This window comes from Paenibacillus sp. GbtcB18 (assembly GCF_019091125.1).
Classification (GTDB): Bacteria; Bacillota; Bacilli; order Paenibacillales; family NBRC-103111; genus Paenibacillus_F; species Paenibacillus_F chitinolyticus.
Genome location: NZ_JAGXJX010000003.1, coordinates 640,663 through 666,275, shown reverse-complemented (window position 1 = coordinate 666,275; position 25,613 = coordinate 640,663). Strand labels below are relative to the sequence as shown.

The 25,613-nt window shown below is 55.5% G+C and carries 23 protein-coding genes and 1 pseudogene; 15 read left to right on the top strand and 9 right to left on the bottom strand.

Annotated features, from left to right (window positions below; translation table 11 throughout):
- Positions 1 to 185 precede the first annotated feature (185 nt).
- Positions 186 to 1,463 (top strand): N-acetylmuramoyl-L-alanine amidase, encoded by a 1,278-nt coding sequence (locus KVT34_RS13315; protein WP_217559177.1) that lies wholly within the window; start codon positions 186 to 188, stop codon positions 1,461 to 1,463.
- 116 nt (positions 1,464 to 1,579) lie between these two features.
- On the opposite strand, the gene KVT34_RS13310 is transcribed toward KVT34_RS13315, so the two are convergent.
- The 5 genes from KVT34_RS13310 to KVT34_RS13290 all read right to left on the bottom strand — a co-directional run bounded on the left by KVT34_RS13310 (position 1,580) and on the right by KVT34_RS13290 (position 6,205).
- Positions 1,580 to 2,689 (bottom strand): GerAB/ArcD/ProY family transporter, encoded by a 1,110-nt coding sequence (locus KVT34_RS13310; protein WP_217559176.1) that lies wholly within the window; start codon positions 2,687 to 2,689, stop codon positions 1,580 to 1,582.
- Positions 2,690 to 2,708: 19 nt separating this feature from the next.
- Positions 2,709 to 2,921 (bottom strand): hypothetical protein, encoded by a 213-nt coding sequence (locus tag KVT34_RS13305; protein WP_217559175.1) that lies wholly within the window; start codon positions 2,919 to 2,921, stop codon positions 2,709 to 2,711.
- Positions 2,918 to 4,105, bottom strand: coding sequence for a Ger(x)C family spore germination protein (locus KVT34_RS13300; RefSeq protein WP_217559174.1), 1,188 nt, complete (start codon positions 4,103 to 4,105; stop codon positions 2,918 to 2,920). The genes KVT34_RS13305 and KVT34_RS13300 overlap by 4 nt, the downstream gene beginning before the upstream one ends.
- A 6-nt stretch (positions 4,106 to 4,111) precedes the next feature.
- Complete coding sequence (locus KVT34_RS13295) at positions 4,112 to 5,731, bottom strand: spore germination protein (RefSeq protein ID WP_217559173.1); 1,620 nt, start codon at positions 5,729 to 5,731, stop codon at positions 4,112 to 4,114.
- A gap of 135 nt (positions 5,732 to 5,866) precedes the next feature.
- Entirely contained in the window at positions 5,867 to 6,205 is a 339-nt protein-coding gene (locus tag KVT34_RS13290; protein WP_217559172.1) for a YrdB family protein, read from the bottom strand.
- 195 nt (positions 6,206 to 6,400) lie between these two features.
- Between KVT34_RS13290 and KVT34_RS13285 the strand changes: the two genes are divergently transcribed.
- From KVT34_RS13285 to KVT34_RS13275, 3 genes are all read left to right on the top strand, one after another.
- Entirely contained in the window at positions 6,401 to 6,922 is a 522-nt protein-coding gene (locus tag KVT34_RS13285; RefSeq protein WP_217559171.1) for a DNA topology modulation protein, read from the top strand.
- A gap of 117 nt (positions 6,923 to 7,039) precedes the next feature.
- Positions 7,040 to 7,279: a hypothetical protein gene (locus tag KVT34_RS13280; RefSeq protein ID WP_217559170.1), complete on the top strand. Its 240-nt coding sequence runs from the start codon at positions 7,040 to 7,042 to the stop codon at positions 7,277 to 7,279.
- A 279-nt stretch (positions 7,280 to 7,558) separates the two neighbouring features.
- The gene (locus KVT34_RS13275) at positions 7,559 to 7,711 is read left to right on the top strand and encodes a hypothetical protein (RefSeq protein ID WP_217559168.1); all 153 of its coding nucleotides are present in this window, start codon (positions 7,559 to 7,561) and stop codon (positions 7,709 to 7,711) included.
- On the opposite strand, the gene KVT34_RS13270 is transcribed toward KVT34_RS13275, so the two are convergent.
- On the bottom strand, positions 7,695 to 8,534 hold the full coding sequence (locus KVT34_RS13270; protein ID WP_217559166.1) for a helix-turn-helix transcriptional regulator: 840 nt from the start codon (positions 8,532 to 8,534) through the stop codon (positions 7,695 to 7,697). The genes KVT34_RS13275 and KVT34_RS13270 overlap by 17 nt on opposite strands.
- Before the next feature lie 123 nt (positions 8,535 to 8,657).
- On the opposite strand from KVT34_RS13270, the gene fabF reads away from it, so the two are divergent.
- Positions 8,658 to 9,896 carry a beta-ketoacyl-ACP synthase II gene (gene fabF / locus KVT34_RS13265; protein WP_217559164.1) on the top strand — a complete coding sequence of 413 codons (1,239 nt, stop codon included), beginning with the start codon at positions 8,658 to 8,660 and terminating at the stop codon, positions 9,894 to 9,896.
- A 19-nt stretch (positions 9,897 to 9,915) separates the two neighbouring features.
- On the opposite strand, the gene KVT34_RS13260 is transcribed toward fabF, so the two are convergent.
- Positions 9,916 to 10,059 carry a hypothetical protein gene (locus tag KVT34_RS13260; protein WP_217559162.1) on the bottom strand — a complete coding sequence of 48 codons (144 nt, stop codon included), beginning with the start codon at positions 10,057 to 10,059 and terminating at the stop codon, positions 9,916 to 9,918.
- Between the two features lie 337 nt (positions 10,060 to 10,396).
- Here KVT34_RS13260 and KVT34_RS13255 point away from each other — a divergent pair, with 337 nt between their 5' ends.
- The 6 genes and pseudogenes from KVT34_RS13255 to KVT34_RS13230 all read left to right on the top strand — a co-directional run.
- Positions 10,397 to 11,950 (top strand): FAD-binding oxidoreductase, encoded by a 1,554-nt coding sequence (locus KVT34_RS13255; protein WP_217559161.1) that lies wholly within the window; start codon positions 10,397 to 10,399, stop codon positions 11,948 to 11,950.
- Entirely contained in the window at positions 11,951 to 12,508 is a 558-nt protein-coding gene (locus KVT34_RS13250) for an MFS transporter (protein ID WP_217559160.1), read from the top strand.
- Between the two features lie 307 nt (positions 12,509 to 12,815).
- On the top strand, positions 12,816 to 13,202 hold the full coding sequence (locus KVT34_RS13245; RefSeq protein WP_217559159.1) for a VOC family protein: 387 nt from the start codon (positions 12,816 to 12,818) through the stop codon (positions 13,200 to 13,202).
- 62 nt (positions 13,203 to 13,264) lie between these two features.
- Positions 13,265 to 13,513, top strand: a complete 249-nt coding sequence (locus tag KVT34_RS13240; protein ID WP_217559158.1) for a DUF4083 family protein — start codon at positions 13,265 to 13,267, stop codon at positions 13,511 to 13,513.
- A gap of 161 nt (positions 13,514 to 13,674) precedes the next feature.
- Positions 13,675 to 14,058, top strand: coding sequence for a (2Fe-2S) ferredoxin domain-containing protein (locus KVT34_RS13235; RefSeq protein WP_217559157.1), 384 nt, complete (start codon positions 13,675 to 13,677; stop codon positions 14,056 to 14,058).
- Positions 14,059 to 14,079: 21 nt separating this feature from the next.
- A pseudogene (locus KVT34_RS13230) lies at positions 14,080 to 14,890 on the top strand (zinc-binding dehydrogenase); the annotation flags it as partial.
- 313 nt (positions 14,891 to 15,203) lie between these two features.
- Here KVT34_RS13230 and KVT34_RS13225 read toward each other — a convergent pair.
- Positions 15,204 to 16,457 carry a WD40/YVTN/BNR-like repeat-containing protein gene (locus tag KVT34_RS13225; protein ID WP_217559156.1) on the bottom strand — a complete coding sequence of 418 codons (1,254 nt, stop codon included), beginning with the start codon at positions 16,455 to 16,457 and terminating at the stop codon, positions 15,204 to 15,206.
- Positions 16,458 to 16,713: 256 nt separating this feature from the next.
- On the opposite strand from KVT34_RS13225, the gene KVT34_RS13220 reads away from it, so the two are divergent.
- From KVT34_RS13220 to KVT34_RS13210, 3 genes are all read left to right on the top strand, one after another.
- Positions 16,714 to 19,161 carry a heavy metal translocating P-type ATPase gene (locus KVT34_RS13220; RefSeq protein ID WP_217559154.1) on the top strand — a complete coding sequence of 816 codons (2,448 nt, stop codon included), beginning with the start codon at positions 16,714 to 16,716 and terminating at the stop codon, positions 19,159 to 19,161.
- A gap of 308 nt (positions 19,162 to 19,469) precedes the next feature.
- Positions 19,470 to 22,820 (top strand): DEAD/DEAH box helicase, encoded by a 3,351-nt coding sequence (locus KVT34_RS13215; RefSeq protein WP_217559152.1) that lies wholly within the window; start codon positions 19,470 to 19,472, stop codon positions 22,818 to 22,820.
- Positions 22,821 to 22,865: 45 nt separating this feature from the next.
- Entirely contained in the window at positions 22,866 to 23,654 is a 789-nt protein-coding gene (locus KVT34_RS13210) for a MerR family transcriptional regulator (protein WP_217559150.1), read from the top strand.
- Between the two features lie 528 nt (positions 23,655 to 24,182).
- Here KVT34_RS13210 and KVT34_RS13205 read toward each other — a convergent pair.
- The gene (locus tag KVT34_RS13205) at positions 24,183 to 24,785 is read right to left on the bottom strand and encodes a nitroreductase family protein (RefSeq protein WP_217559149.1); all 603 of its coding nucleotides are present in this window, start codon (positions 24,783 to 24,785) and stop codon (positions 24,183 to 24,185) included.
- A gap of 315 nt (positions 24,786 to 25,100) precedes the next feature.
- Here KVT34_RS13205 and KVT34_RS13200 point away from each other — a divergent pair, with 315 nt between their 5' ends.
- Positions 25,101 to 25,274: a hypothetical protein gene (locus KVT34_RS13200; protein WP_217559148.1), complete on the top strand. Its 174-nt coding sequence runs from the start codon at positions 25,101 to 25,103 to the stop codon at positions 25,272 to 25,274.
- Positions 25,275 to 25,613: the final 339 nt, after the last annotated feature.

Here is a 25,613-nt window from a genome sequence, read left to right as displayed (position 1 = left end):
CTTCTCTTCCGGGAGAAGGTCTTTTTTGTCTGCCTGCCGGGTTATATTGACTTCTTCGCGGATTTATCTCGCGTGTACAAGGGCATATGAGCTATATTGGAGCCAGATGGGACATCCACACTTACCGCAATGGCGAAACCGGCATATCCTGTCCTATCCTACATGACGTTGAAGAGGTGAGGACAATGGCTGTATCCCAGCATCCGATCATAGGCGCTTCACTAGCTTCGCTTGATGGTATCACCGCATTCATTCGCAAGGTTAATCCGTCCTTCAACCCGGAAATAGCCAGACAATTTCTTACCGTGGGAGCCAAATACGGCGTCCGCGGCGATGTCGCCGTCGCCCAGTCCATTCATGAAACGAACTGGTTCAGGTTTGGGGGAGACGTCAAACCCGAGCAGAACAACTTTGCCGGTATCGGAGCGACCGGGGGAGTTCCCGGCAACAGCTTTCCGACGATCAAGGACGGCGTAACGGCGCAGATTCAGCATCTTTTCGCCTATGCGACCCAAAATCCTCTTCCGGCCGGAGAAGCTCTCGTTGATCCCCGGTTTGCTCTCGTTACGCGCGGCATCGCGCCGAACTGGGAGGATCTTGCGGGCCGCTGGGCCGTTCCCGGCTATGACCGCAGCAAATACGCCAGCCTGCAGGCCGCCCTGGAAGCGGGGGAAACCTACGGGCACTCCATCTTGAAGCTGTACGACGGCATGACAGCCGCGGCTCAAGTGCCGACCGTTAAACCGCTTATCGTGATCGACGCCGGTCACGGCGGCACGGATTCCGGCGCTACGGGCAGCGGCCTGCTGGAGAAGAACTTGACGCTTACGCTGGCGCTCCAGGTCCGGGACCGGCTCGTAAACGCGTATGCGGCCAATGTCAAACTGACACGGAGCACTGACGTCTTCGTCGCCCTGTCCGATCGCGCAAGCCTGGCAAACGGCTGGGGAGCGGCTTATTTCGTCTCCATTCATATCAATGCCGGCGGCGGAGAAGGATTCGAATCGTATGTTTATCCGGGCACTTCCGGCGGAGTGACGGGACAGAAGCGCACGATCGTTCACGATACGATTGCGAAGTATCTGAGCACCCTGAAAGTCGCGGACCGGGGCAAGAAGGAAGCGGATTTTGCGGTATTGCGGGAAACCGGCATGTCCGCGGTGCTGCTTGAAAATCTGTTTATTGATAACGCTGCCGACGTCAGTCTGCTCGGCGATTCAGGCGTGCTTACAAATCTGGCGAACGCCATAGGAGACGGGGTGGCCAAAGCGATGGGACTGAATCCGGAAATTCAGCCGGTAATACCGGCTTGGAAAACGGAAGGCGTGGATTGGCTTTACGAGAAAGGACTTCTGACCGATCCGGCGTGGAAAGACAACCTTGACGAGCCGCTTCCTTTGTGGGCGGAGGCCGTTATTCTGAAACGTTTGTATGATCTTCTCAGCGGAGACGGGACGGATTAACACCATGTCCGTGTGAATAGAGGCGGCGAACAGGCCGGTCCGGTAAACGGGCGCGGCTTTTTTTATTGTGTGGGAGCGGTAAAGAGACTTTCCCGGCCAGCGCCGTCTGAGGGCGATTAAGTGGAAGGTTCCCGGACGGATTGCCGCTTTTTGAAGCGGGAACGTAGCGTGTCGATCAGCAGATACACGACGGGAATCAGCTCCGCCACCAGCGTCATGGGCACCGCGGTCGTGCCGGCGAACCGGTCCAGGGTTTCGGAGGAATTCACCATCCAGAGGCAGAGGAAAATGACCGTAACGCCGAATGGCAGGGTGAGCAGCCGGGTATCTTTCATTTTCAGGGTCTGGGTGACGGTGATCACCGAGATATACAGGAAGAGGCTGATTTTGACGAGCAGCGTAAACAACCACATGAGAATGAGGATCGGGTCCATGTTCTGGATAAAATTCCCGAGCTGAATGTACCGCGTCATTTCCAGATTGGCGTAGGTCAGATTGGCTGCCAGGGAAGGCCCGAAAAGCAGCACCATCGGAATCATAATCCCCAGCGTCAAAATTCCGGCAGTGACGATAGCCCATGCCAGCGCCTTCATCGTCCGGCCCGTTTCTTTGAACTTGGGGAAAAACAGCACGATAAACGTCATTTCTCCGAAAAGTCCCGTAATCATAGCCGTTGCGCTAAGAATGCCGCGTCCGTCAAAGTTGGTGAACAGGGAAATGACCGAATAGGGGACGATATCCTGGCAGGAAGCAACGGCGATAAGTACAATCAGAGCCAGTGTCACGAAAAAAACACCTTGGGTTGAACGGAATATGTTCGTTATACCCGAGTGGACAAGCCTCGTCGTGCATAGGCCGAGCAGGCCGGCCACGGCCCAGAGGGGAGTGCCCGGGAGGTAAATTTCGACGATAAAATCGGTCAGTTGCCTAAGCACAAGCGCCGCCAACAACAAATAAACAAACGCCATTAACAGGATGAACACATAATGAAGAGGCCGTCCGACAATCTCACCGCCGTACTCCGCCATATAGCCCCCGGGTCTGCGGCAGCTTAATTTGTAGGCCAGGTAGGTGAGCGTTCCTCCCAGAAGGCAGCCGGCCATAACGGGAATCCAGACCGAATATCCCGCATTTTGAATAAGAGGCGCCGCAAGAAAGCTGACCAGCGTAGACAGAAGGTACTGGGTGAACAGCATATAAGTCTGCAATGGCGTTATTTTGTCCATGATAGCCTCCTTCAGCGGTTTAAGACGTCACATGCCAGGAACCGAATACGATTTCGAGCCATTCAATCAAGGATTCACCGTTATTCGAATGACGGAGAAACAGCACGCAGGCGCAAAGGACGCCGGTTACGCTTAAAGAAACGGAGAAGGTCCGTTTCTTTTTTCCGCAGCGCACCAAGTATCTCCATTGAATGATCATGACAATCGCGTACGTCAGCAGGACCGTAATCATTTTGAAACCTCCTTGTCCTTTTGCGGATCTAGGGTGAACGTTTTCTTGACCACTCCGATTCTACGGATGGTGGCGTCGGACGTACACTGGATGTTGACTTTTTTGCTGAATATTTCATCCCATTCTTTACGGATGCGGTTCCATTCCTTCGGGTATTTCCATTCCAGATAGCGGTTCAACTGAAACGCGTCGGTTCCCATTTGCTGAGTCAGATGAATCGAGTGCTCGACATCCTCCTTGATTTTGTTTTCCACACTTTTCTCCATTTCTTTAAGCTGCTTGTGATCTTTTAAATTAATGTTGGAGTAAGAAGCGACGATATCCAGATCTGTTTTGACATGAATGCTATACGTAACGATATCTCCCGTCAGCTCGGGCCGGATCCGGGTCGAATTCCGTTCGACGAGCAGGCTGACGGCTTTGCCGTCCGTCGGGGAAGGCACCGTAATCTCCCGTGTTTCGGGCTGACCTTGTATCCACAAAGCCCCTGCGGCTTTTTTGCCCGGCAGTGAGCCGACCATCTTGTCTGCTTTGAATACAGCCGCCCCGTCGGGTCCCATCCAATTCTCCTCTTTGGATTCGTTCATAATGCCCGCTTTACCGAAAACGAGACGGGTAACCAGAAAATCTCCACCCATGTAATGGGCTTTCAAGATATCTTTGAAATTGATGGCCGTCGCTATTTTGCGTTTGCCGTAGGCGTAGAAAATGTCGGACGGGAAACGTTCCATGGTCAGAGGGAGGTCGATAATCTGATCGACGCTGCCGTGCGTCACGAACAAGTTTGCATTAATGTGTACTCTCGGTTCACGGGCTATCAGATCCAGCAGCGATCCGATCCCTTCCTCGGCGTACCGATTTCCGATAATGACGACGTGAGTTTGTCCGAATGTGATTTTCCGCGAGAGATCGTTCTGGATTTTACGGAAGGCGTCGCTCAGGTTCGTTTCGATTTTGGAAAAGTACGTAAACGGCTCACGCCCTGATTGGGAGCCTCCGCCCACTTCGCCGGGAATCAACCGGTTCGCGAGCGGCATGCCCAGCACGAGCTCGTATCCGTCATCGGTTTTGTCTACCATCACGATTCGCACGAAAGCACGGTCATTCAGCTCGACCGAGGACCAGCACCCTGCCAGCAGAAAGAGGGAGAGAAGAATCCCCGCTAATCTTGCCGTCATTCGCATGCTCGTTCAATCTCCTTCCTCGGCGGGATTTTCCCACTTGCGGCCGTTCGGCTTCTGCCTGTGAAGATTGCGGGATGAAGTAAACTTGGGCCGCGTGATCATGGTCCACCACGGAGCCCTCACGAAAATGTCTTTCATATCCTTGGGAACCATCGGCACGACCGGGGACAGGTAAGGGATGCCGAACGACTTCAGCTCCGTGAGATGGATGTAGATCAGGATCATGGCGCAGGCAATGCCCACCAGCCCGAATCCGCCCGCCAGGATCATGATGGGAAAACGCAGCAGCCGGAACGAGAGCCCGAGATCGTAGTGCGGGATAATAAAAGAGGCGATGCCCGTCAGCGAGACGATAATGACCATCGCCGCCGAGGCGATGCCCGCCTGCACGGCTGCCGTCCCGATAATGAGCGCGCCGATGATGGAGACGGCCTGCCCGACCGATTTCGGGATACGCGTGGCCGCTTCCCTCAGAGCTTCGAAGAAAACTTCCATGATCAGCGCCTCGACAAACGCCGAGAAAGGGACGACCTCTCTGGATGAAGCGATCGTAATCAGCATTCTTTCCGGAATCGTTTCCGGATGAAAGGTTGTAATGGCGATATAAAAGGACGGCAGCAGCAAAGAAACGAACAGGAACACGTACCGGATCCAGCGGATCCACGATCCCGCCCAGAACCGCTGGTAATAATCTTCGGCGGACTGCATCATCATGAACAAAGTTGTGGGCGCTATAATGGCAATGGGCGTACCTTCCACAATAATGGTGATTCTACCTTCGAGAAGGGCGGCGGCGGCGACATCGGGGCGTTCCGTATATTGCAGCTGGGGAAAGGGAGAGTACGGATTGTCTTCGATAAATTCCTCCAGATAGCTGGAGCCCATAACCGAATCGATCTCGATATCGGCCAGCCGCCTGGCAACTTCTTCGACCAGCGCCGGACTGCAGACGTCTTCCATGTAGACCGTAATGACCCGGGTGCGGGTCTTCGTGCCGATGATTTGTTCCACGCTTTTGAAATTGTGCGTTCGGAGCCGTTTCCGGAGCAAGGACAAGTTGTCCTGAATGCTCTCGACAAACGCCTCCCGAGGTCCGCGGATAACGGTTTCGCTGTTCGGCTCGTCGATTTGCCTTTTGACGTAGGAGCTCAGCCCGAACGACATCATGCGGGGCTCCTGATCAAGCAGAAGCACGGCGCTGCCTTCCAAAATATCCTGAAGCGCATCCGTCATCGTCAGGAGCGATTTCTGCCGGTTGGCGGGAATCATTCTGCGGTCGAAGAGATTCCCGGCGAGATGTTCTGCTCCTTGAACGAACGAATTGCCTAGAATCACTTTCAGCACGCTCTGCTGCAAATCGTTTCTGTCCACGGCCCCTTCGATGTAGACAAGGAGGCAGGGCGTATTTGTCCCCGCCGTAAAGGTGTGATAAACGACATCGGAACAATGGGCGAGCTGCGATTTCAGCCATCCCTTCCTTTCCGCCAGCGAAGCGCCGCCCGGTTCTTCCGCGGCGCCGGCCGCTTCCGGGGAACCGGCGTTCGAAGTACCCGGCGCCGGCTGCTGCCGCGGCCGTTTCGGCGGACGGTTTGCTATTTTGGTAAAACCACGAAGAAAGAATGCCATGGCGTATCCTCTGCCTTTACTCGTGTAGTCTTCTTAGTTTGTCTACAAGCGTTTTCTTTATTCTGGATGCGAAGGAATGAGAAGGAACAGGGAGCAGGCAGAGAGGAGGAATCGCATAAAGGGGAAGTCCGCCGATTACTGCGACCAGACAGCCATCAGAAGGCGGTTTACAACCGCTGAGGACAAGAAGAGGAAACCAAGGCGCGTATAACCCGCCGCAAACAAAGAGGCCGCTCCCATACCGAAGATAGCGGCTTCCATAAGCAAGTGCCACGGCTGAGGAAGGGGATAACTTGCTTTAGGAGACATGAACAGCGCCCACACGACAGCGGTCAATAGCGGCGCCCCGGCACCCAGCAGCGTCTTCATCATCCAGCCGTCTCCTTTCGTCATTCCCCAATAGCCGACCGCGACGAGAAGACAACATTCCAAAATAAAACGAATTCCCAGGTTACCAGCCAAAACGACACCCATACAAACACTCCTTCAAAAAAACTAATAGCATTAGTTTTATGATATACTAAGATGATTAGTTTTGTAAATGAAAAAGAGTTTATTTCGTCGGGATTCCAACTTTTTATTGCACGCTATGATCGAACCTGATAAAATTTTCCGGCTGTCTTAAAAAAACGGAAATATCCTCCTGCAGGGGGAGAACAGGAGAACGGAATGAAATTATTACTGATCGGACCCGGCGGCTCGGGAAAATCCACCTTTGCCCGGGAACTCGGCGAGAGGCTGGAGCTGCCTCTTTATCATCTGGACGCGTACTATTGGAAACCGGGATGGGTGCCGACTCCGAATGAAGAATGGGACGAATTTATCGGGGAGCTGATCCGGGAGCCCGCTTGGATTATGGACGGAAATTACGGAAGGACGCTGGAAATGCGTCTGAAGGCTGCGGATGTCGTTATTTTTTTCGATCTGCCTTCCTGGCTGGTCGTCTACCGGGTCATTAAACGCCGGATCATTTATCACAACCGGACGCGGCCGGATCTTAACGAAGGCTGTCCGGAACAGCTCGATTGGGATTTCGTCAAATGGGTGTGGAACTTCCGGAAGCACAAAAGACCGCAGCTCCTGGAACAGCTGGAGAACTGCCGAGACAATGTCCGTGTCTTCATCGTAAAGAACGGGAAGGACAAGCAAAACATTCTGGAAGAGCTGCTTTCCCTTCGATCTTTCGTCTGACTTCCTTTATTTTTCACTGGGAGTTTCGACGCTCTACGGCCGTTATCGTGCGGATTTTGTTTGAGAATTTTCGGTTTGAGGTACTTATGGTATATCTACCGAAGGAAGGTGAGTCTCATGACGGAACCGAAAAAAACGAGCCATGAATTGGAACGCCAGACGCAGCAAAAAGGCAAGCGCGACCATCCGGAGCAGTTTCCGACCGAAAATGAAAGTTTGTTTGATCTTCACGAAAGCGAAAAAAACGTCGATCCGATTCCGTTGGAAGATTTAAATATGGAGCAGAAGGAAGAAAAGGACAAGACCGCCACGAAGTCCGATTCTTCCAGCCCGGACAAGTATCATTCGGGCTTCTAAAGTCGGATTCCGGATGATTCCGGTAATCCCGACCTCGCAAGAAAGCCGGTGTCCGCTTAATGAAGCGGACGCCGGCTTTTTTCGGCGCCTGAGACCGGTTGTGGCGGGAACCTGCGGAAACGTGCGAAACGTGCAGAGAATCCGATGAAACATCTCATCACGGATTCTGCCCGAGTCCCCTGCCCTTATCGATCCGCTTCGCTCAGCGCAGACAAGAAACCACAGCCCGCGCAGGCTGTGGTTTTCTTATAGAGAAACAAGCGCGGGGGAGCGATCTGTGTGCCCCGGGCGATGTGGACAGGCGCAAGTATGAAGAGGGTCCGCCGCATCGGCTGTGGTATCGTTGTCCCGCAAATCAAGGGGACGCTGCGCCATCCGGCTCTGCCGCGCGCGGACGCCCGGCGCAGCGGGGCTGTCAGCTCCGGTCCATGAGCTGCATCAGCTTCATTTCCGTCGACGATTCCGGCGCGGGAGTATAGATGCTGCAGCGCAAATCCGTGCCGCCGCGCACCTGCAGGGACGTCAGGTCAAACAGCATTTTTCCCGCTTTGGCATGCCGGAACTCGATCAGAACTTCCGGTGCGGAGCTCACCTTGCTTTGTTCCCACAGCCGGTTGAATTCGGGGTAGGTGAGCTTCATTTCGGCCAGGAAACCGTTGTACCACTCGTCTTCAAAATACTGGCCGTAATACGCGCGGAAAATAGCGAGAAAGCCGCTGACGAAATCTTCCCAGTTTACCGCAAGCCGGCGGAATTCCTTACGTGCAAACAGCAGGGAGATCATGTTGCGCTGTTCGGGCGAAATCTTCTCGAAATCGAGGAAAACGCGCGTGGCCGCCTCGTTCCAGCCGACAATCGTACACCTGCGGTCGGAGATGATGGTCGGGCAGTTTTTCAGCTCCTGCAAAATTTTCTGCAGGGAGGGTGAGATTTGCGGCAGCTCGTCCTGGAGCAAGTGAATGCCCGAGCTGGCTTCCAGCGCCAGGGAAGTGAGGTACCTCCGCTCGTCTACCGTCAGCTGCAGCGCGGAAGCGATATTATCCAGCACCGAGGCCGACACTTTAATATCCCGTCCTTGCTCCAGCCACGTATACCAGGTCGTGCTGACCCCCGCGAGCTGAGCGACTTCCTCTCTGCGAAGCCCGGGGGTTCTTCGCCTGGTTCCGGCGGGGAGCCCCATGTTTTGCGGGAGCAGCTTGGCCCGCTGACTTTTTAGAAAAGCCGACAGAGCTTCCAGTCTTTCGTCCTTGTTCATCCGCTCATCTCCTCGAATCCTTATCGTAGTAGTAATTATACTAGAATAAACTACAACTTGTAATAGGATACATCGAGTGACAAGATGAGGATATGGACCAGCTTTTATAGAGGAGGATGTAGGATGGAAAGAGTCGTTATTACAGGAATGGGTATTATTTCGTCGCTCGGCAACGGGGTGGCCCCGTTTTGGGAACGTCTGGTGCAGGGGCAGTCGGGGATCTCCCGGATCGACACCTTCGATACGACCCGATACAAAGCGAAAATAGCCGGACTTGTGCGCGATTTTGACGGAGAAGCGTTATTCGGACGCAAGGAAGCGAGAAAAATGGACCGCTTCTGCCAATTCGCTCTGGCCGCCGCCGACCAAGCCCTGATGGATGCGGAGTTGAATCTGGACATGACGGACCGCGAACGCGTCGGAGTGTACGTGGGCTCCGGCATCGGCGGAATCGGCACCCTGCTGGAGCAGAACCGCGTGCTGCTGGAGCGCGGGCCGGAGCGGGTCAGCCCCACGCTTGTGCCGATGATGATCTCGAATATGGCGGCGGCCATGATCTCGATCCGGCATCAGACGCTCGGGCCGACGATGTCGCCGGTTACGGCCTGCTCCATCGGCAACACCGCCATCGGCGAAGCGTTCCGCACGATCCGCACAGGCGATGCGGATGTCATTATCGCCGGGGGCTCGGAAGCGGCCGCCGGCGAAATTTCGCTGGCGAGCTTCGGCAACGCCACGGCGCTCTCCACGCGTAACGAGGAGCCCGCGAAAGCGAGCCGCCCGTTCGATGCGGGAAGAGACGGCTTCGTGATGGCCGAAGGGGCCGGCATCCTGATTCTGGAGTCGCTGAGCCATGCGCGTCGCCGGAATGCCCGCATCTACGCCGAAGTGACCGGATACGGCGCGAGCTCGGACGCCTACCACATGGTGGCGACTCATCCCGAGGGGAGAGGGGCGCAGCAGGCCATGAAATCGGCCCTCGCGAGCGCGGGAATTGCTCCGGGCGAGGTGGATGTCATCAGCGCGCACGCGACGAGTACGGGGGTAGGGGACAAGTCCGAGACGATCGCGATCAAAAATCTTTTCGGAGAAGACGCCTACCGCATACCCGTGACAGCCAACAAGTCGATGACAGGGCATATGTTCGGAGCCGCCGGCGGGGCGGAAGCGATCGCGCTCGTCAAAACTTTGCAGGAAGGCATCATTCCTCCGACGATTAATTTGGAGCAAAGGGACCCCGACTGTGATCTCGATTATGTCCCCGGTACGGCAAGAAAAGCCGAACTTGAAATCGGTCTCTCGAACTCGTTCGGATTCGGCGGGCATAATGCGGTTATCGTGCTGCGCAAATACAGGGAGTAGCCGGACCACGGTCATGGTCTTATGCGGCCTGCCGGAGCTTCTCCAGCGCCTCCAGGCCCTTCTTCGTCTCACGGACAGAGAGATAGCCGAACATCCCCGAAGCGGCCAGAACGTCATGGCCGCCGGGCTGCCCTGCTTTAGCGGAACCCCGATGAGGGTCCACATCGACTCGAAATGGTTCATCGTCGTATAATGGAAATAATCTTTCCGCTTGCGCTCAGGCAGGTCATAGAGTGCGGCATATTGAGTTAAAGTCGGTTCTATGGCAAGTTTCATATCAGATCGGCCATCTCCTGCCGCCAGTTTAGATGATCACGTAACGTAAGGGTCAAGGGGAACGCAGAGAGATCCGGCATTTAGAGACAGCTCGCATGAGCTGTCTTTTTTAACATAATAAAAGATAAAATCTTACATAGTCTTACATTTAAGGAAAAGGAATAAGATGGAAGTCTGTCGAATACATGGCTAAGGAACAACAGACGTGAAGGCTGGAGGGGATAATGCCGGAGGAGAAGAAGACCCGAAACGAAAATGTTAAAAGCGGCTTACCGGATCCGGATGCGCGGGCTCCGACAAACGATCCGGCTTCCCCGGGCAAAGGCGCTGCCAGCGGCTCTGCGGTTAGAGCGGCGGCTTTTGTCCTGCTGGCTGTCCTCTGCATACTGGCGTATATCAGGACCGGGACGCCGGACCAAGATCCATTCCTCATTACGGACTACTGCCGTCTACATCCGGTTAAAGTGGAGCGGGTCGTGGAGGGCCGCGAGGAGGAACAGCTCGTCAAGCTGCTGGAGGAAGCCAGAGCGAAGAAGCTGAGCGTAAGCATAGCGGGGCAGCGTCACAGCCAGGGCGGCCATACCTTCTACAAGGACGGGATCGTTTTGGACATGACAACGTTTAACCGTGTCCTTTCCTTCGATCCGGGGGCCCGCACTATCCGCGTCCAAGCGGGGGCGACCTGGAAAGACGTACAGGATTTCGTCCATCCTTACGGACTGGCCGTCAAAACGATGCAGTCCCAAAATATTTTTACCGTCGGCGGTTCCGTTTCCATTAACGCCCACGGCCGGGATATCCGCAACGGCTCTATGATCAGCAGCGTCGAGTCATTCCGGCTCCTGACCGCGGACGGCATCATCAAACAAGTCAGCCGGACGGAAAACGCGGATTTGTTTCCTTACGTGCTCGGCGGATACGGCTTGTTCGGCGTGATCCTGGATGTTACGCTGACTCTCGCGGAAGATGAAATTTACCGGATGACCACGGAAGCGACCCGGGTGGAGGCGTTCAGCACCTTTTTCAAAGAAAGGGTAAAAGGCAGCCCGGACGTCCGCATGAGCATCGCGCGGATTTCGGTAGCTCCGGATCATTTCCTGACGGAGATGTATGCGACCTTGTACACGGCCGATCCGTCGCTGAAGCTATCCGAATACAATCGGCTTCATACGCGGGAGTACGGGGTTTTGCCGAGCAAGGTGCTGTTTCACTTGAACCGCAGCTCGGATTGGGGCAAAAATTTGTTCTGGGCACTGCAAAAGAACTATTTTTCCAACCGGCAGGACGAGATCGTCTCCAGAAACAACGCGATGCGTTCGGAGTCCGCTTTCATGGAATACCGGGAGTCGGGGAAGAACGACCTGCTTCAGGAATATTTTATCCCGGTGGACGAATTTGCCGATTTTGTGGACCGCCTGCGCAGCGTGCTGCTCGAAGAAGACCTCAATCTGCTGAACATTACGGTCCGGTATGTGAACCGCGACGAGGAAGCCGTGCTGTCCTACGCGCAGGACGATATGCTGGCTCTGGTGTGCCTGTTTAACACTTCGCTTTCGGAAGAAGCGCAGACGCGTTTAAAAGCGGGTATCCGGCGGATTATCGACGAGGTGATCCGGAGCGGAGGGACCTATTACTTGCCCTACGCCGCTTATCCGAGTGTTGAACAGTTCCGCACGGTTTATCCGCGGTACGAGCAATTTTTCCGTAAAAAAGACGAGGCGGACCCCGATCATCTGTTTATGAACGAATTTTATGAGACATATAAAGGGGATAAATAGATGAATATCCGGTGGCTTATCCGCTTCCAAAGCGTTATCACGCTGGCATCCGGCATGATTTATCCGTATTACCTGCTTTTCCTGAAAAATTTGGGCAACAGCTATTCCAAGTACGGGCTGGCATTCGCGGTTTTTACCGTCAGCTCCGCGGCGGTGTCCCGCTATTTGGGGCCGCGGCTGGACCGCTTCGGCAGAGAGATTCTGGCTCTCAGCTCGCTCGGGATGATGGCGTCGATGCTGGCTTTTCCTTGGGTCGGCTCTTACGTGTGGGTGCTCGTGCTTCAAACGGGAATGGGCCTATGCAGCGCCATGCAGAGAATGAGCGAGAGGCTGCTGCTGGCCGATTATACGGATCGCGGAGCAAGGGGGCCGGTTCTGGGGACCTATCATTTCTGGACGTCGGTCTCTTCCGGATTCGCGGTTCTGGCCGGGGGGTATCTCATCGATTGGCTTACGATCGACGTGTTGTTTTATTTGAGCGCGCTCTTGTATGCGGCAAGCGCCTGGATGGTCTGGCGGCTTCGCGGCGGAACGTCCCGTAAAAGGGCGGCGGGTTAAATAGTTGTAACAGCCGAGGATAAACCATATACTGGAAGAGGTTGTTTTTTCATCGGGAGCGCGTCTTATGAAGAAAGGTACTTATTTTGTGTTCGGTTGTTTGTTATCGCTGCTTTCCTGCTTCACGGAATATAAAAAATTGGAGTACTTCGTTTTTTACCGCATCCCGAAGGTTTCGGCTTGTACACCTGGTGGATGTATCTGGTTTCAAATCTCGTTGGATTGAATTTATTGGTGTGGATCGTGGGAATCATCCGGGAAAGACGCACAGACAGGTATCTGCGCTCACAATAATAAGGAGAAGAACATGAAGAAATATATTCAGCATCAAGCACCGGTACTGCCCGTTAAAAATGTATTCAAGGCGCTTGAATTCTACCGCGATGTGCTAAAGTTTGACCTGGCTTGGGTTCTGGAGGATACATACGGATCGGTCTACAATGGGAATATCGAAGTTCATTTCACGAAATCGGACAAGGTCGAAGTCCAGACGCTTTATTTTTTTGTCCGAAACGCGGATCAAGTCTATCAATTTTTGAAAACGCAGCAGGTGGATTTCATAGAAGATATCCAGTCCAAGTCTTGGGGAATGAGAGAGTTCGTGATCCGCGATTTGGACGGGCATCGGCTCCGTATCGGACACGGGGAGCGCAACAAACACGAGATTGAAGTGCTATCGAGAGAAATCGGCTGAACGATGCCCGACCTCAAGGCCGGAAGACGCAAGACCGAATAAATGAAACGAGGTTGAACAAAATGGACACGATCGGGTTCATTTCCTGGGCCAGTATTGTTTACTTGCTTGTTATCGTCGGATTTGTCGTTATTTTTGTTACCAGCTTATCGATGTTTATCCGGACCAGAGTCAACCGCAGACTGTTTATGCTGACCAAGCTGCAAAGAATCGAAGAGAAACTGGATCGTTTGCTGGACATGCAGCCGCAGAACGCGAAAATGAATCGGGATCGTATAGGTAATGAGCCTGAAGATGAGCGGCGTTACTGAATCGGATATCGAATCATTCGACCGTCTTCTCCTTGGGGGAAGGCGGTTTTTTTTGATGAGTGCGTTGACAGATCGAGGAAATCTGTGTACGATACGTTTTATCGTAAAAGTTACGAATAATTAATTATTTTCCAATTCCTATTTTATAAAAGGAGACCATGATGACAACTTGGAATCTGAACGGCATGAAACATCATCTTTTCTTTTGCAACGGGGGCAGTTGTACCAAAAAAGGAGCGGAAGAAGTCGTCGAGGCGATGCGCGATGAGATCAAGCTGCAGGAAGCGGATGTTCGCATTCATACGACCCGGACGCGCTGTCAGGGCAGATGCGAGGATGCCTGTGTCATTACCGTGTACCCGGAGGGGGTATGGTACAAAGAGGTGACCCCTGAAATCGGGAGGCGCATTGTCCGTGAGCATCTGATCGGCGGAAGCCCGGTCGAAGAACACGTCAGCTATACCTACGAAGACGAACTCGCGGCCAGGCCGGATACGAAAGAAGGCCAGAGCAAGACGAAGCGGAAAGAAGCGCAGACGAAGTAAGCGCAGACGAAGTAGCGGAAGGAAACGGGCGCTTATCTGGGCTATTCGGAAACCTACGGGGGGGGGGGGTATCCCGGAGGGCAGGCGGAGCTGCTGTGCGTCCCTTACGGCAATTTCATGCCGTTCGTCGTACCCGAAGATGCGGAGATGGAGGACGAGCAGATCTTGTTCCTCTCGGACATCCTGCCGACCGCCTACTGGGCGATAGAAAACTCGGGCGTCAAAAAAGGCGACACCGTCATTATTCTCGGAAGCGGCCCCGTCGGTCTGCTGGCCCAGAAAATCGCCTGGCAGAAGGGTGCCAAACGCGTCATTGCCGTTGACCACGTCGACTACCGGCTCCGGCACGCCAAACAGATCAACAAAGTCGAGGCGTATAACTTCAAGAAAAAAGACGACATCGAAAACTATCTGTTCGATTTGACGAGCGGCGGCGCCGACGTGGTCATTGACTGTGTGGGGATGGACGGAGAGAAATCAGTCGTGGAGAAGGTAGAGACGGCGCTTAAGCTTCAAGGAGGAACGCTGGGACCGGTCCAGACCGCAACGAAAGTCGACCGCAAAAACGGCACGATCCAACTGATCGGCGTCTACGGGCTGACATACAACATGTTCCCGCTGGGCGATTTGTTTTCCCGGAATATCACACTCAAGATGGGACAGGCTCCCGTCATTCATTATATGCCCGAGCTTTATCGCCAAATCAAGACAGGTGAGCTCGACACGACGGATATTATCACTCACCTGCTGCCGTTAAACGGATGCGGAACACGGTTACGAAGTCTTTATGAACAAGCTGGAAGACTGCATTAAAGTCGTCCTGAAACCGTAGCCGGTCTTGAACGGATTCGGTGTAAAAGCATGAAAAGGAGCTGTGGGTCTTGGCGGAATCACGGCTCTTCTTGACGGGCGGGATGCAGGGGATTGCGTGCCGGAAGGGGAAGTCGGCGAGAACGGCTCCGGCAAATCGACCCTGCTGGAAGCGGATCGCTTATCCATGCGGGTTCAATACGGCGAGTGGCAGCCGGAACAATCTGTACGAGCTGGATTCATGGGCGAGTTCAACCCCAAAAAAGCAATCCCGTCCGAAAGGAAGGATTGCTTTTTTGGGCTTATGCGATTTGGCTGCAGGCCATGGGGAATTGCTACAACAACATCCAATGCTTGCCTGCATCGGTCGTTTTAAGCAGCTTCGACTTCTTGCCGTCCTCCGAGCCGAGCAGCAGCCAGCCCGTCTGCGGGCCGGCGAATCCGAGCCGGATGACGTTCGGATTATTTTTGAGCGTATCCGTCAAAACGGGATCGGATGGAACCGGGTTCCAAGTTGCGCCTCCATCCGAGGTCGCATGGAGAACCTTATCCTTGAATCCCCAGCCGTGCAGGCTGTCCGCGAAAGTAAGCGCGTCTTGCATGCCGGTTCGCTTAAAGGACCACGTCTGCCCCCCGTCCTCCGTCACGTAAGCGTCGCGGCTGTCCGTATTGGCGCTTACCGTCTGTACGGGAATCCAGCCTTTGCCCGGCTCATCTGTGAAAAATACGGGCGCCCCGTTCAGTGTGACGGAAGAATCTTTCAACTCCTGCGGGATCTTCATCGGAACGTTGTTCCACGTTTTGCCGCCGTCCCGCGTGCGGTACAAGACCGGCTTTTCTTCATGGCCCGCGAGGGCGATCCAGCCGTTTCGGGTGTCCGTAAAGGTCATGCCGGACGCATGTCCCGACAGGGGGAGCTCTCCCGGCACGGGTTTATCCAAGGAAACGCTCGTCAGCGGTTTCCAGTCTTTGCCTCCGTTGTCCGTGGCGTACAGCGTTTTTTCCGATTTGCCCATCGCCGCATCGGATGAAGTCAGCATCCAGCCGTGCAGGGGATCGGCAAAGGAGAGGCCGGCGGCGTAAGTCGCTTTATCCAGCGTACCTCGGGTCCAGCTCTGCCCGCCGTCCGTCGTAAAAGCGGTCACGGTCTTTCGTCCGTTATCCGCCGCGGCCGTCCATCCGTGCTGCGCGTCGAGGAAGTACAGGGAGCCGCCCGCGGTAGGAGCTCCGCTTTTGAACGTGTCGTTCCAGGGACTCAGGAGGGTCCAGTTCCGCCCGCCGTCATCGGTGCGGTATAAGCGCAGGGAGCCGTTCGTCTCTCCCCAGGCGAAACCCGCCGCATCCGAGATGAGCTGAAAATCGGTCAACCGGGTCTGGATCTGATCCGGCTTAACCGAAGGTACGGGTGCCGTGCTCGCCGGGGCAGCCGTTCCGGAAGCGGGTCCCGGACTTGCGGCGGCCGATGCCGCTGCACTGCCGGCTGCGTCCCCAGTCGCCGCAGGACCGATAGAGCTGCAGGCGGTAAGGGATACCGCCGTGAGAACCGCAAGGAGGGCGGTTTTTTTGACGGAAAAGTTCGTCGTGTTCATAGCGATCACTCCGTTTCGATACATGCTTTTCCAACATGCCGTAGTCTGGTTCGTCTTTCGCCTTCTCTTCATTATTACCCTTTCCCGCGGCTTAAGGAGCACATTTCGAAGGATTGTTACTTTTTTGAAATAAATTGAAAAGGCCTCTTGCTAAATATAGGGTAGGGGGGTATACTATAATTAACCGAATGAAGAAGAGGAACTTTTCTCATCTTATAAAAACGAAGATTTTCAGAGGCGGAAAGAGGTGTTTCGAATGGCAGCAAACGTGAAGGCAGCCGGAGAAGAGGCGACGAAGCAGGCAAACTTGCAAATAGCGGGAATGACGTGCGCGGCGTGCGCCAACCGGATCGAGAAGGGGCTGAACAAAGTCGAGGGCGTGCAGACAGCTAATGTTAACTTCGCTCTGGAACGGGCGACCGTCACCTACGATCCTTCCCGGGTGAACACGGCTCAATTGGAAGAGAAAATCGGCAAGCTGGGCTACAGCACCGTGAAGGACTTCGTGGATTTTCAACTGGAGGGAATGACGTGCGCAGCGTGCGCCAACCGGATTGAGAAAGGGCTTGCCAAAATGCCGGGCGTCACGTCCGCAACCGTCAACTTCGCGCTGGAAACCGCGCATGTCGAGTACCAGCCGGGCGAGGTTACGCCTGCCGATATGCAGGGCAAAGTGGAGAAGCTGGGCTACAAGGCTCTTCTCAAGCAGGAGCAGGGAGACCCCGCGGTACACAGGCAGGAGGAGCTTAAGCGGCACAAGCGCAAGCTGATTCTCTCGGCGATTCTGTCCCTGCCGCTGCTCTGGTCGATGGTCGGCCACTTCTCCTTCATGTCTACATGGGTCTGGCTGCCCGACTTGTTTATGAACCCGTGGTTCCAGCTTGCGCTGGCCACCCCGGTGCAGTTTTATATCGGACGCCAGTTCTATACGGGCGCTTACAAGGCTCTGCGCAACAAAAGCGCCAACATGGACGTGCTTGTGTCGCTCGGAACTTCCGCGGCTTATTTCTACAGCCTCTATCTGACCGTGGAGTGGGCGCGTCACGGCGGCAGCGTACACCACGGGCCTGAGATGTATTACGAAACGAGTGCGGTCCTGATCACGCTCGTTCTGCTCGGCAAATTATTCGAGTCGCTTGCCAAAGGCCGCACCTCGGAAGCGATCAAATCGCTGATGGGCCTGCAGGCGAAAACCGCGCTTGTCATTAGAGACGGGAAAGAAACCGCGGTACCGGTCGAAGAAGTGATCGCGGGCGATATCGTCCTGGTCAAACCCGGCGAGAAAATTCCGGTAGACGGAGAAGTGCTGGAAGGCAGCTCTTCGGTGGATGAGTCGATGCTTACGGGGGAAAGCCTGCCCGTCGGCAAAAAAGCCGGAGATCCGGTCATCGGGGCGACGCTCAACAAAAACGGCTCTCTGAGAATCCGGGCGACCAAAGTCGGCAAGGATACCGCATTGGCCCAAATTATTAAAGTGGTCGAGGAAGCCCAGGGCTCCAAAGCGCCGATCCAGCGCGTGGCGGACGTCATATCCGGCATTTTCGTACCGATTGTCGTCGGTATTGCGCTTGCGGCGTTTGTGATCTGGTATTTCTGGGTAACGCCGGGGGATTTTGCGGGAGCGCTGGAAAAAGCGATCGCCATCCTCGTGATTGCCTGCCCTTGCGCGCTCGGATTGGCGACGCCGACGTCGATTATGGCGGGTTCCGGACGGGCGGCGGAGCTGGGGATACTGTTCAAAGGCGGAGAGCATCTGGAATCCACGCACGGAATCGACGCGATTATTCTGGACAAAACGGGAACCGTCACGAAAGGCAAACCCGAGCTTACGGATGTGTTGACCGCTTCGATGGACGAGAAACGGTTCCTGGAGCTTTTGGGGGCCGCGGAAAAAAATTCGGAGCATCCCCTGGCGGAAGCGATCGTCAGCGGGATAGCGGCAAGAGGCGTCTCTGTTCCGGCTTCGTCCGAATTTGAAGCCATTCCCGGCTTCGGAATCCGTGCGGTTGTGGACGGACAGGAAGTTCTGGCGGGAACGCGCAAGCTGATGAGCCGCTACGAGGTGGATGCGGGTCATGCTGGCGATACGATGGCACGGCTGGAGCAGGAAGGCAAAACGGCCATGCTCGTGGCGGTCAACCGCAGCTATGCCGGGCTCGTTGCGGTTGCCGATACCGTCAAGGAAACGTCGAAAGAGGCCGTTGCCCGTCTGAAGGGAATGGGCATCGAAGTCATCATGATTACCGGGGACAACGAGCGCACCGCTCAGGCGATCGCCCGTCAGGTCGGAATCGACCAGGTAAGGGCGGAGGTGCTTCCCGAAGGCAAAGCCGAGGAAGTGAAGAAGCTTCAAGCCCAAGGCAAGAAAGTGGCGATGGTCGGCGACGGCATCAACGACGCTCCGGCGCTGGCGCAGGCCGATATCGGAATGGCGATCGGCACCGGCACGGATGTCGCCATGGAGGCGGCGGATGTCACTCTGATGCGCGGCGATCTCAATTCGATCCCGGACGCGATCTATATGAGCCGCAGAACGATGAGCAACATCCGTCAGAACCTCTTCTGGGCGCTCGGCTACAACACGCTCGGCATTCCGGTCGCGGCACTCGGCCTGCTCGCCCCGTGGATCGCCGGAGCCGCCATGGCGCTCAGCTCGGTATCCGTCGTGCTGAATGCGCTGAGGCTGCAGCGGGTTAAGCTGTAATTCTCGCGGCCCCCGGTCAAGACGATCCGGCACGTGTGAGAGCATTGATCGCTCATCCGCGGGCCGGTACGGGCCTTTCCGGCGCGCAGGAATTCCAGACGCTCGCTGTGGCCCTGCGCGGCGGCGGGTCGAATCCGCGCTCATGCGGGAGCCGGAACACAGTACGTGGAAAGAGCTTTCCTGAAGCTTACGCAGCTTCGGGAAGGCTCTTTCTTTTCTTTCCCGACCATTCTGGTATCATAAGAGGACGCGACGTCCGAACCAGGACGGACAAAAAAGAAAATTTTTTTGCCGGAAAGGAGTACCGGATGAGTTCTGCATTGACACGCAAAGCGATCCAACTGTTATGCGGCCGGACCGCTTACGATAAAGGAGAGGCGCTGAACCGCTCCGGGAAAGTTGTTTTTACCTACCATGATCCCGTCCTGCAGAGTGTGGAGGCGACCGTGGACGACCGCGAGAGTTACCTCGTAAAAGTGAGCGTGCTGTCCGGAGGGGGGATCAACGCGGAATGCACCTGCCCGTCGCTTCCTTCTTTCAGACAATCGTGCAAGCATACGGCGGCCGTGCTGCTCAAGCTGCTGGATTCTAGCCGGATCGACAAGGATTTTCCGGGCGCGGCTCTGTTTGAACGATCGTCCGAAGCCCGGAGCGTAAGCGCGGCCGTATCTTCCGGATTACCGGAATCCGGCCAAGCGGAGGAAGCTTCCACTTACGACACCGAATTGACCAGCAGCATGCTGGGGCTTTTCGGAGGAAGCAGGCGGCCCGGGAGCACCCGTTTTACGCGGGATGAGAGGGAGACGTTGGATCTGGAAATCTTGATCCGGCCTTTCGCCTACGGGTTTCGAAAAGTTATGTTCGCCGCCGAACTGAAAATAGGGCCGAAAAGACTCTACATCGTTCAAAAAATAAGAGACTTTCTGGAACGGCTCGACCGCGGGGAAGCGTATGAATTTTCCAGGGTGTTCACGTACGAGCCGAATGTTCACGGTTTTCGCCGGGAACACGATGAAGTGCTGCGCCAGTTTATCAAGATTTACCAGAACGAGAACTTGTACAGGGAAACCGGTTATTCGTCCGCATTCTCCGCGAAGGCATTTCCGGGAGGGGAGCGGATGCTGCCGATTCCGCCGTTTTCGTGGACGACGCTGCAGCCGCTGCTCGCTCATGCCCCGGGCGTTAAGCTGGAGCTGGCGGATGGAGTCTACGACGGCATACGGATATCGAGCGACCCGCTGCCGCTCCGGTTCGATTTTGACCGGTCGGAAACGGACGGCTACCGGATGGACGTGCAGGGCCTGGACCGCATTACGGTGATGGAAACGTACGGAATCGTCCTGCACAAAGGCGAACTGCTGGAGCTTCCGGCTCACCACTGCAAGCGGCTGGCGGAGCTGAAGCGGCTGATGGAGACGGCGCACCGGAACCGGCTGATCATTACGCCCGGCCAGATGGAGCCATTCATGGAGAAAGTGGTCCCCGGATTGATGAAGCTCGGAAAAGTCCGGATCGCTCCCTCCGTGTCGGACCGGATTTACCAGACACCGCTTAAGGCGAAGCTGTACCTGGACCGGGTCAGGGACCGCCTGCTGGCCGGGCTGGAGTTCCATTACGGCAGCGTCGTCCTGAATCCTCTGGAGAAAGGCGGCCGCCAGCGAGGGACCGATCATATTGTGATGCGGGACACCGAGAAAGAGGAAGCCATCATCCGCCTTATGGAGCAGAACTCGTTTGCCAAGACGGAAGGCGGCTACTTCTGGGACGACGAGGAAGCGGAGTATGATTTCCTGTATCATACGGTTCCCCTGCTCGAGCGGATGCTGGATATTTATGCGACGTCCGCCGTAAAAGAGAGGCTGTATACCGGTTTTCCTCCCCAGATTACGGTAGAAGTGGACGAGCGCACCGACTGGCTCGAATTCAAATTCGAGCTGCTCGGTCTGCCGGAAGCGGAAATCCGGAATCTGATCCGGTCCATGCAGATCAAAAGAAAGTATCACCGGCTGCCGAACGGCTCCCTTGTACCTCTGGAAAGCGCCGAGTTCCAGGAGATCATCGCACTGATGAACGAAGCCGGAGCGGGAAAAGGCGACATGACGGATGGGGGATTCCGCCTGCCGGTTAACCGCGGCTTGCATTTGACGGACGCGCGGGAAAGAGGCAGCTCCGTTAAACTCGGCAAGTCGTTCCGCCGCCTGCTTGAAAATATGCGGAATCCGGACAACCTGGATTTCCCCGTGCCAGAGCGGCTCTCGCCCATTCTGAGGGATTACCAAAAATTCGGTTACCAATGGATGAAAACGCTGGCTCATTACCATTTCGGCGGAATTCTGGCGGACGATATGGGGCTGGGCAAAACGATTCAGAGCATCGCCTTTCTCGTGTCCGTTCTGCCGGATATCCGGAAAAAGAAGCTGCCCGCGCTGATCGTTTCACCGGCTTCCCTCGTATACAACTGGCTTCATGAGCTGAAAAAGTTCGCGCCGGAAATCCGCGTGGTCATCGCCGACGGGACGAAAACGCAGCGCAGCCGCGTCCTGCGCAAAGGATCGAAGGCGGATGTCGTGCTGACTTCGTACCCGCTGTTGAGGCGGGACACGGATCTTTACGCGAAAGAATCGTTTCATACGCTGATTCTCGACGAGGCGCAGATGTTCAAAAACTATACGACCCAGACCGCTCAGTCCGTCAAACAAATAAAGGCGGCCTACCGCTTCGCCCTGACCGGCACGCCGGTAGAAAACAAGCTCGAAGAACTGTGGTCGATCTTCGACGCGGTGTTTCCCGGGCTGTTTCCCGCCCGGCAGGCATTTAACGAACTATCTAGGGAGGCGGTGGCCCGGAGAGCCAGACCGTTTCTGCTGCGCAGGCTTAAAACCGATGTGCTCAAGGAGCTGCCGGATAAAATCGAAACCGTGCAGGCGTCGGAGCTTCTGCCGGAGCAGAAGAAGCTGTATACCGCTTTTCTGGCGAAGCTCCGGCATGAGACGCTCAAGCATCTCCACGAAGAAAGCTTCCAGCAGAACCGCATCCGTATCCTCGCCGGCTTGACCCGGCTCCGTCAGATATGCTGCCATCCCGCTTTGTTCGTCGATGGTTACGAAGGAAGTTCGGCTAAGTTCGAACAGCTGCTGGAGATCGTAGAGGAATGCCGCAGCGCGGGCAAGCGGATGCTGATTTTCTCGCAGTTCACCGAAATGCTCGGCCTTATTTCCAGGGAACTCGGCTACGAAGGGGTGCCGCATTTTTACCTGGACGGCAAAACGAAAGGAAGCGAGCGGGTAGAGCTTTGCACCCGTTTTAACGAAGGGGAGAAGGAAGTCTTCCTTATATCGCTGAAAGCGGGGGGAACCGGACTTAATCTGACGGGGGCGGACACGGTCATCCTGTACGATTTGTGGTGGAATCCGGCTGTCGAGCAGCAGGCTGCGGACCGGGCTTACCGGATGGGCCAGAAGAAAGTCGTGCAGGTGATCCGCCTGGTCAGCCAGGGTACGGTCGAGGAGAAAATGTTCCAGCTTCAGCAGAAAAAGCGCACGCTGATCGAAGATGTGATCCGTCCCGGGGAAGAATCGGTGTCCACGATGACGGAACAGGAGATTCGCGACATTTTGATGCTGGACGAAAAGATGGAAATAGGCGAAATCGGGGATTGACCCTCACGTAACGTGATCCTGTAAAGTTCATAACGAGGTGATGTTGTGGCATATAAGGTGAAGGAAGTGGCGGATCTGGTGGGCGTGAGCGTACGCACGCTTCATCATTACGACGAAATCGGCCTGCTTGTACCCGACTCGGTCAACGCTGCCGGCTACCGGCTGTATACGGACCGGAATCTGGAACGACTTCAGCAGATTTTGTTTTTTAAAGAAATCGGTTTTGCCCTGCAGGAGATCAAGGCAATGCTGGAGAGTCCCGATTTTGACCGTAAACGTGCGTTAATCGGACACAAGGAGCTGCTTCTCCGCAAGAAGAAGCGGCTGGAAGACATCATCGAAACCGTGGACAGAACGATTGCTTCTGTTGAGGGAGGTATTCCGATGAGAAAAGAACAATTATTCGAAAGCTTCGACCGCACCCCGCTGGAAGAGCATAAGAAAAAGTATGCCGCCGAAGCGCGTGAAAAGTACGGAAGCGAAACGATGGACGCCGTGGAGAAACGCTCAGGTTCTTATACGAAAGAACAGTGGGCGGATATTATGGGGCAGTCCGAGCGGATTTATGCCAAAGCGGCCGCCGCAATGGAGACAGGCCCGTCGAGCCGGAAGGCCCAGGAAGCGGCAGCCGAACTCCGGCAGTGGATTACGGGTCATTTTTACGACTGTACGCCGGAAATTTTCCGGGGACTCGGCGACTTGTATGTCACCGATGAACGCTTTACGGCCAATATTGACCGGCACGGGGCCGGGCTCGCCGCTTTCCTGAAAGAAGCGATGCATATTTATTGCGACCGGCTGGAGGGGGCGGGGGAAGACACCGCCAACCGGTAAAAAAAGAGATCCGGTCCCGATGGGGTTCCGGGTCTCTTTTTTTTACCGGGCTTCCCTCTAGGAGGCTTGGAAAATATGGGAGCGTCCCGGGGCATCCTGTACAATAAGATGTAAGGCCGTATCTCGGCTGACTTCTCTTATTTATTTTGGCGTCTGGGACCGATGGCAAGCTGAACATCGTGGTCAGCGGCAGATTCCCGCTTGAGGAAAGCGGCAGCCGCTCACGCGCGGACCCGAAACAGTTAGAGCACAAGCAAAATGCTGCTCGATATCCGGGCGCCCCGCTAAGGCCAAATAGCCTCTGTCTGCCCCGAAAGGGGAGACGGAGGCTATTTTTTGATGCGGGAGTTCGTTCGTCTGCCGACAGGCGACAAAACCGGCGTAATCGGATGTTTCGGTGAAGCGCGATGCCGGACAAAATCGCATGGCCCTGCTAGCTGGGCCAAGCCCGATGCATCGACTCGTGAACCCCGCCGTTAGGGCGGTGTTAACAGGTGCGGAGCTTCCCGCTCGAAAGGGGGACGGCCGTTACTCGGCCGAGGGCCCGGAACCTTCCGTGATCCAGACGGTTTTCTCCTGCACGGGGGTTCTTTTGCCGGCTTGCGGCGCAATCTGTGGGTACCCTACGTACACGAGGGCGACCATCTCGTCATTCTCCCGCAAGCCGAAAGCCGCTTTCATCCGGGGATGGTACATGGGATCCCCGGACCGCCAGATGGCGGCGAGCCCAAGCCCGTGCGCCGCCAGCAGCATGTTCTGCACCGCGGAATGAGCGGCGGCGAACTCTTCCATCCGGTTCACGGCCGGGTCCTCGGAGGGGGAGACGGCTACGCCGATAATGACCGGAGCGCGGTACGCCTTGCTGCCCTGCTTCGCCCGCAGCTCCTCCAGCGCTTCGCCGGAAGCGCCGGAGCCTTCGGCCGCGACATCGGCGTAGGCTTCGGCCAGGACGCCGCGTCCGGCTCCCGTCATGACGAAGAAGCGCCACGGCTCCGTACAGCGGTGGCTCGGCGCCCAGTTGGCCGCTTCCAGCAGCTCCTCGATGATTTCGCGCGGAACCGGCTCGTCTTTCACTCTTCCGATGGATCTCCGGCCGCTGATAGCTTCAGTCAGGTTCATATCCGTAGGCATGGCTGCCACCTTCCTTTTCCATTGATAAATATTCTCAATGCTTCAAGCATAAGGCGGGGACGACGAAGATGTCAACCGGGGGTTATAATTGACCTCCCATCCAGTCGGCCGATGTGTCCGGGAACGTAACCGTGATGCCGGACGCCGCTGGGAGCCGGGCAGTCCCCTCCCGTAGGCCAACGTCATGGTTTCGCTAGCCGGAAACGTCACACGGTGTGCCGAGAAGACTCCACGCGTGGACTCTTTTCCCGCATAGTTTTTTCGGGGCCAGGAAAACTATAAAGAAAGCTTTTATACGCGAAGGGAGAATAAAAAATGAGTGACAAGCATCCTAAAGGGCGCGTGGAATTCAGGCAGCCGCCGGTTAAATTGACGGCCGATCTTCCCGGCGATCCCGAAATGCGCGAACATCTGGACGAATGGAGAGAAAACGACGGATACCCCGGGTCCTGCGGAATTATAAATCCGTCTGAAGGACAAGAGGAATAATCCGCCTCCGTTCCTGTCCAAGCAGTTTGAACACTGAGAACCTTGGCCGCCTGCGGTCATGGTTTTCTTTTTTTCATGCCAGGGTAAGCCTCTATCTATAGCCATAAGACGTTTCCGGCAACGGACGGCATCTGATCCGGCGCGGGCCTCTGGTTTTCTCCTTCACACCGATTTCAAGGGCGGCCTCACAAGGTTACATCTTCTTGACGTGCCGGGTCAGTTTGCTCGTGTATAATAGAGAAAAGTTCGGAGCGAAATCGGAGGAACGGTATGGACTATACAATTCTACTCCTTAAACACGGGTTTATAATCGTAAGGGGGCTGCTTGATGCAGGCCTT